This is a genomic window from Psychroflexus sp. MES1-P1E (genome assembly GCF_002836055.1).
Classification (GTDB): Bacteria; Bacteroidota; Bacteroidia; order Flavobacteriales; family Flavobacteriaceae; genus Psychroflexus.
The window spans coordinates 1-7,496 of the sequence record NZ_PJBS01000119.1; the positions used below are offsets into that span (position 1 = coordinate 1).

9 protein-coding genes are annotated in these 7,496 nt (G+C 30.8%); 2 read left to right on the forward strand and 7 right to left on the reverse strand.

The features are described from left to right. Positions 1-31: 31 nt before the first annotated feature. The 5 genes from CXF67_RS19170 to CXF67_RS03260 form a co-directional block, all read right to left on the reverse strand. Positions 32-208, reverse strand: coding sequence for a LytTR family transcriptional regulator DNA-binding domain-containing protein (locus CXF67_RS19170; protein WP_102087449.1), 177 nt, complete (start codon positions 206-208; stop codon positions 32-34). Continuing rightward, positions 192-677 carry a LytR/AlgR family response regulator transcription factor gene (locus tag CXF67_RS03245; RefSeq protein WP_102087442.1) on the reverse strand — a complete coding sequence of 162 codons (486 nt, stop codon included), beginning with the start codon at positions 675-677 and terminating at the stop codon, positions 192-194. Before CXF67_RS03245 ends, CXF67_RS19170 begins: the two co-directional genes overlap by 17 nt. After that, a complete protein-coding gene (locus CXF67_RS03250) occupies positions 664-984 on the reverse strand; it encodes a DUF4907 domain-containing protein (protein WP_102087443.1) in 321 nt (106 codons plus the stop codon). Before CXF67_RS03250 ends, CXF67_RS03245 begins: the two co-directional genes overlap by 14 nt. A gap of 94 nt (positions 985-1,078) precedes the next feature. After that, entirely contained in the window at positions 1,079-2,071 is a 993-nt protein-coding gene (locus CXF67_RS03255; RefSeq protein ID WP_308302167.1) for a Kelch repeat-containing protein, read from the reverse strand. Positions 2,072-2,225: 154 nt separating this feature from the next. Further along, positions 2,226-2,957: a DUF6268 family outer membrane beta-barrel protein gene (locus tag CXF67_RS03260; protein ID WP_102087444.1), complete on the reverse strand. Its 732-nt coding sequence runs from the start codon at positions 2,955-2,957 to the stop codon at positions 2,226-2,228. A gap of 220 nt (positions 2,958-3,177) precedes the next feature. Here CXF67_RS03260 and CXF67_RS03265 point away from each other — a divergent pair, with 220 nt between their 5' ends. Next, positions 3,178-4,476, forward strand: coding sequence for a DUF4270 family protein (locus CXF67_RS03265; RefSeq protein WP_102087445.1), 1,299 nt, complete (start codon positions 3,178-3,180; stop codon positions 4,474-4,476). Positions 4,477-4,516: 40 nt separating this feature from the next. Then, positions 4,517-5,707 (forward strand): BamG family beta-barrel-assembly machinery protein, encoded by a 1,191-nt coding sequence (locus CXF67_RS03270; protein WP_102087446.1) that lies wholly within the window; start codon positions 4,517-4,519, stop codon positions 5,705-5,707. Between the two features lie 44 nt (positions 5,708-5,751). On the opposite strand, the gene CXF67_RS03275 is transcribed toward CXF67_RS03270, so the two are convergent. Together CXF67_RS03275 and CXF67_RS03280 are read right to left on the reverse strand one after the other, a co-directional pair. Continuing rightward, positions 5,752-6,474: a LytR/AlgR family response regulator transcription factor gene (locus CXF67_RS03275; RefSeq protein WP_102087447.1), complete on the reverse strand. Its 723-nt coding sequence runs from the start codon at positions 6,472-6,474 to the stop codon at positions 5,752-5,754. A 69-nt stretch (positions 6,475-6,543) separates the two neighbouring features. Then, positions 6,544-7,496: sensor histidine kinase (locus CXF67_RS03280; protein ID WP_145990359.1), on the reverse strand; the 953-nt coding region annotated here is incomplete at its 5' end.

The window sequence follows — 7,496 nt, forward strand, 5'->3', positions numbered from 1 at the left end:
TATACGACATTATAAATTTAATTTGGTATAATCAAACAAGTGTTAATAAAAACGAATTGTGTATTTGCCAAAAGTAATCGGGAAGGTCGATAAGAACCCTATCTAATTTAAAAGTTGTAATTATTGGTTCTCTTCTATTATTTATAAAAATTTTAGTCAGACCTTTTATCGTTTGTATATATTTTATCTCACTAATATTGAGTGTAATTTTCGTGTTCTGTTTTAATTAAAATAATGTCCTCTTCTTTTTTTGTTTCTATTGTACCAGCAGAAACCATGTTAGCAGTGGTAGGATTTAATCGTTTAAATCTATTCTCAACTTTATGTATTCCTTTTAAAAAATCACTAAATTCTATGGATTTGGTTAAATAATAAGTTGCATTTAATTTAAAAGCTTCAAGCCTAAATTTAGCATTATTTGAAGTGAAAATAATTTGAGGTAAGTGGTTGATTTTTTTTGAAATATTTATCCAATTAAAACTACATAATCTTTCATCTAAAAAAGCCAAATCAATTTTCTTTTTATTTAAAAATGAAATGGCATCTATTGGGTTATTAAATGAAGCTACTAATTCTATGTATTCAATCCTGTTTAAGTAAGATTTGATGGTGTCAATAACAGTTGGGCTGGTGTTAACAATAATACATTTTATTACATTAGCCTTATTTGAGTGCATTGGTTTGTATTTTTAATATTGCTAGTTCTTTTAATGAAACCGTAGGTGATTTCTTATTTTTTAGCTTACTAATAACCAAATTAGCCACTTTATCAGCATCTTCTTTAGAGTAAAAGGGCTTGGATTCTTGAATTGCTGGAATATGATTTTGTTTAATTAAAACCTTCTTTTTATTAGTAATCTCATAACCAAACCCAGTATCAACACCAAATGTTTTACTACCTATAGATTGGTCTTTGTTTGCTACTAACAAAAAGGTTATTACTATTAAACCGATCGTTATAATAAATCCTGTTGTCTTTTTCATTATTTATCTTTTTAAAAATAGCCCTAAAGTATTTTATCTTTCACTCATCTTCATTATCATAAAATAGATTTAGGGCAATTCAACCAATTAAAAACTAATCTTCATCATCATATTCTTCGAAAGGAAATATTTCATAATTATCATCTAGGTATAAACTCCCCGTTCTTCCTAAAAGTACAAACGCGCGATTACCATTTGAAAAACTTACTGGATCTTGACGCACCGTAGCTTCCAATGCTGTAATTTCTTCCCAAGTGTCAGCTTCAGGTATGTATTCCCAAATTGTACCTATAGCACCACCAGTATATCCTGCTGCAATATATCCCAAACCATTAATAGAAAAACCAACAGCATTAGACCGCCTTATATAGTAATCATCTTCGTAGGTTAAATCTCTTTTTCTAGTCCAAATTTCGGTTTGTGGATCAAACTCCCAAAAATCATCTACATACAACCCGTTACTAACGCCAGTACCCAAATACACTTTGTCATTTATGATAAAGGTGGTTGCATCTCTACGTTTATGGCCTCCAAAACCAATAAGTTCATGCCATTCATCAGTAGTAGGATTATATTTCCAAAAATCCTTTTTATCATTATCACCATCATAGCCTGTACCTATATAGCCTGTATTATTAATTCCAAAACCAACGGCACCTCTACGCACGCCTGCACCAAAATCTGCTTTTTGATTCCATGAATTTGAACTTGTTTTATATTCCCAAAAATCGGACAATTCATTATCTCCATCATAACCAACTCCCAAATAGCCATTGCTATTTAATGTAAAACTAGACGCAGAGCTTCTTGGTGTTCCAGGGAAACTTGCTTTTTGAGCCCAAAAATCGCCATCAATATCGTATTCCCAAAAATCGCTTAAATAGTCATCGCCATCGTAACCAGTTCCCATATACCCTTTATTGCCTATAGTAAAGCTTATAGCATTACTTCTTGGGATGCCGTTAAATACCGAGCGTTCTTTCCAGTTTCCTCTTTCACCATTATCATCGTCGTCGGTTGAACATCCTACTAAAGCAAGTGTAAAAAATGCTAATCCAACCATAATTTTTTTATTGTTTATCATCATCTGTTTTTGTTTTAATTTTATTTTTTAGATTCAATTTTATTCCAGTTGAGAAATAGAGTTTAGGTCCTAAATCAAAATCATAGACCGTGTTATTATCACGGTCTAATAGTTCATAGGTGTTATGAAAAGAATACCCAGCTTTAAAAGTGATTGCCTAAGTATCATCCATTTGATAAGCGTAATCCAATCCTAAAGAAATAGCTGTGTAAGACGCCTTATTGGCTTCATCCATCATTGTCACAGCAACAGGATTACTTAAATTGGCATAATGGCCATTCTGCCATAAGGAAGCATTAAAAGAACTCCTGTCGGTTAGATTGTATGTTGCATAGGTGTTTGGAAAACCAATACCATACGAAAAGGTATTATTTACTTTTCTAGAGTAGCTAATCAATGGCAAGACACTTGGTTTTCCGGCTAGGGTAGAATATCCTAACCCAAACACAAATAGAGAAGGGTTTTTATATGTTCCCCCTTTTTTTATTGCAGTGATTCCTCCATTAAATAAAAAATCTTCATGGGTTATAGAACTTGCTAAATTTGAGGATATAGAAACGCCTGCTCCTGCACTTAAATTCCACTTATTATTACGAGGATACAAATACGTAAGTCTATAATTCACTCCATGAAAACTGTTTAATTCTTCAGTATTCATAGGTGCATTGGTATAACTCAATTGGTAATAATCATAGCCAACAGAATTTATGAGCACTCCTTTTTTTAGCTTAAAAGAAATGTTTATTTTAAAATCTGTTTTATAAAAATCTACAGCATCATTGCCGATAGGTGCCAAGGTATAATTAAAGGAAAATACATCCCTTTCTAATTGACCATAGCCTTTTAAAGCGACCATTATGAAGACTATAATAGAAATGTTTCTAATCATTTTGCATTATTATTTCGGCAAACATATGCTTTACTTCAAATGTGCAAAAAAGTAATAGACGACTATCTAATTCGCATATACTAGCTCCTATTATTTCATGACGAACACGATATCTTCAGGTTGGTAGATGAAAATTTGGTCTTTAGATGGCAAACATCCGCTTTGGTATACTTTTTTTCTCAATGGTAGAGCAAGCAATTAGTTTCGCCAAAAAATAGAGATGAGATATATCATAATAGGTTTAATTATTATTAGTAGCCTTTCCTGTAGTAAAGAAGAAAATAAAGACTTTACATTTCAAATAGGTGAAGACTTTGTTGGCACCACAACTAAAGCGTATTTTATAGACACCTTAACTGTTAAAGCGACAACATTTCAATTTGATTCTTTAGTTGTATCTGACGCTAACAGACTTTTAATAGGTGCATATAACGACCCCGTTTTTGGAAAAATTTCGAGCAAAAGCTTTGTGCAATTAAGGAATACTGTTTATGATATTGAAGTCGATGCTGTTTACGATTCGATTGCATTAATACTCATCCCTGATAGGTACTTTTATAACGATACCATACCTATTCAACAATTTAAAGTCTTTAATGTTTTGGATGATATAGAGCCAGATGAAGAAGACTATAACTACTACAACACAGCTAACTTTAATTATGATATAGTACCAATTGGAATTAAGGACTTTTATGCTACCCCGAATAAAAGTGATTCTTTAGATATTAAGATAAATGATGATTATGGTTTGACACTTTTTAATAAATTAAAAGATAATGACATAAATAATAGCGATGATTTTTTAGATGACTACAAAGGCGTATTAATTGCCGCAAATAATGATACTAACACTACTGTTTTAGGGTTTTCTGCTAATAGTTTCATTCGGCTATACTACACGGTTGATGATAATGACGATGAATCTGAAGAAAAAAAAATAGACTTTACTTTTAATTTATCAAATACCTTTAATCAGATCAGTAGTGATAAAACGGGAACTTATTTTGAAAATATAGTCGACCAAGAAACCTTACTTCCAAGTACAGAAACCGATAATAGTTTTTTTATTCAAGCAGGAACAGGAATTGTTACTCGATTTGATATACCACATTTAAAAACGTTAAATGATATTTCTTTTCAAGGTGTAGTAGTAGATGCCAAGTTAAAATTCTCTTTAAAAGAACATATGTATTCAGATAACTTATATACCAGAGATTCTATACAGGTTTATATCATTGACAATAAATCTAACGTCCTTACCAATTTAAATTACGATGATACTACACCTATAATGAGCAGTATAGAAGATCACAATCCAGAATTTGATACCGATGTGTACGTCATAGATATAAAATCATTTATTGACATTAAACAATCCGAAACTTACGAAGAATATTTTTTAGCCATTTATCCGCAAAATTTCAACAATTCTGTAGACAGATATATTTTTAATGGTAATGGCGCTCCAGATGACTTGCAAATAAAATTAGAATTAACCTATGCCACTTATGAATAACAAACCATACCATATATTTTATAGCATTTGTCTATTATGTATGAGTCAAATAACATTTTCACAATCCAATGGTTTATCGTCATCTCCTTACTCCCTTTATGGGTTAGGGCTGTCTAACGATTTAAATACAGGAAAAACCAACGCTTTAAGTAATACTGGGCTTGCAATGCCTTCAAAATATTCAATAAATAACTTAAATCCGGCATCTTTGGGGAGTATCCCAAAAGGAAGTTTTTTATATGATGTAGGACTTAAATTACAGAAGGAAACTTTATATGAAGATGGTAATCAAGAGTCTCGTCTTAATGGAAACTTTTCTAATTTGGCATTGGCATTTCCATTATCAGCAAAATCAGGTTTGGGCATTACCTTAATTCCATATACTAATGTTGGCTATATTGTTACTAGGATAGAAAGCCCCATAGATGGTTCTACCGATTCCTTTATAACAAATATTAAAGGCTCTGGTGGTTTAAATGATATCCAATTAAATTATGGGTATTCATTAACAGACAATTTTCGATTGGGATTAAGAGGCTCTTTCTTATTTGGAAAAATAAAGGAAGACGAAACCGATTTTATTGGAAGCAACACACTAAATATAAACGAAACGTTTTTTTATAACGGATTTCGTTTAGGTGCAGGTATACAATACGATATAAATAATAAAATATCTGTTGGTAGTTTTATTAATCTTCCAATAAAATTAAATGGAGATCATACAAGAAGCGTTATTGGAGGTGTTGTACCTCTTGATGAAGAAAATGATTTGGAGGCTTTTAAATTACCATTAGAAATAGGCTTTGGGCTACATGCAAAATTAAGTGATAAGCTCTTTTTTAATCTTGACTATAAAAGAAATTTTTGGGATGCTACTAACCAAAGCGATTTAATAGCTGATTATGTAGACCAAGATTTTATTGGTTTTGGAACGGAATTTATTCCTCGAAAAAATAGCACTAATTATTGGAGACGGGTAAATTATAGGGCTGGGTTTAAAATGGATAATGGTAATTTAGCTATTAAAGATGACCGAATTACTAACTCTTCAATTAGTTTTGGATTAGGATTCCCTTTTGGTAACCAAAGGAGACACTCCTTTATAAATTTAGGATATTCCTATGGACAAAAAGGACAAGTTGAAAATGGTTTAATTAAAGAAAACTTTCATACCCTGACTTTAAATTTAAGTTTGGAGGATTTATGGTTTCAGAAAAGTAAGTATAATTAATTTTAATACAGCTATTAGATTTTGACACTTATAATAAAGTCCAATTAAACTTTAAGCCGTTTTAAGACGTCTTCTTTGTAAGTTTCCCCAATTGGTATGCGCTTGTCACCTATAATAAATCTGGTTTTTTGCAAAGCTTGTATAGCATCTATATTTATAATATAAGAACGATGCACACGCATAAAATTTCCGGAGAGCTTTTCTAAAATACTTTTAAAATTAGATAAGGTCAGTAAAGCTTTGGAATCGTCTTTTTGGTAAATTTTAATATAATCTTTTAATGCTTCAATGTATGTGATATTTTGAATATTTATTTTAATATTTTCGTATTCGGATTTTACAAAAATAAAATCGATTTCACGAACCGCTTCTTGCTGAACCATAGAAGATGTAGGGCCAGATATCGTTTTTTCTAACGCATGTTTTTCTTTAGCTCTAGCAACAGTCTTTAAAAATCGATGAAACGGAATAGGTTTTACTAAATAATCAGTTGCATTTAGGTCAAAACCTTCTATAGCATGTTGTGGGTAAGCTGTAGTAAAAATAAATTGTGGCATATTTTCTATAGTTCTCACCAAATCTAAACCCGTTAAATTGGGCATTTCTATATCCAAGAACACTACATCAACCTGATGCTTATTAAGGATGGTAATGGCCTCTAAAGGACTATTACATTTAGCGACAATTTCTATCCCTCCAATTTGATTAACATACGTTTCAATGATATCAACAGCCAAAGGTTCATCATCTATTATTACACATTTCATCTGTAATTTATTTTTTTGTTGTCTGCAGTAATTTTTTATTGTAAACTGATTTCTATAAAAAATTTCTAATTATTCTAATTTTAGTTTTAAATCAACAATAAATTTATTGTCTTTATCTGTTGTAGTTAACCAATGGTTTTCTGGATACAATAATTGTAATCGCTCTTTTGAATTTTGCATTCCTATTCCAGAGTTTCCTTCATCTATATTTCTACTTCCTATTAAATTAATGCATTTAAATTGTAAGGCATCAGCTTTCACACTAAGGGCTATACTTACATTGGTGTTTCCTCTAAAATCTGTCCCATATTTAAACGCATTTTCAATATAGGATATAAAAAGTAGTGGACTTATTTTCTGTTTGGAAATAGCCCCCCTTATATTAAACACTACATTTTCATTTTTTGCTATTCTAATGCGCTGAAGTTTTATATAGTTTTCAATGAATTCCAATTCATCTTTCAACAGCACTCTATTATCATTCGCTTTATAGAGCATATATCGCATCATTTCCGACAACATAATTATCGCTTCTGGTGCATCATTGGATTTTTTAACCGTAAGCGAATAAATACTATTTAACGTATTAAATAAAAAATGCGGGTTTAATTGGTTTTTTAGAACCTCTAATTCTGCTTTGTTTTTTTGATCTTCGATCTCTTTTTGAATTCTTTCATATATTACCCATTGCTCGTAAACACGAATTCCTGTACTAATAATTAAAAAAAATGCATTAAAAAATATAATAGGTATAAACCTTGGAGGTTTATTTAAGATCAGGTTCCTGTTTACTTTAAAAGGGAACACATAATAAATGATAACGCAAGAAATTATTAAAAGTATAAAAGTGAAAATCAAGTACAAGACCCTTTTCTTTCGCAGTAATAAATGAGGGACTAATAAGCTGTAATTGATATAAAAAACAAGAAGTAAAAATACATTTTTATAAACAGCAACAGCTGTAATTTTTCTACCTTCAGAATACAGAAAAGTTACCGCTACCAAGGTTAGCATTGTCCATA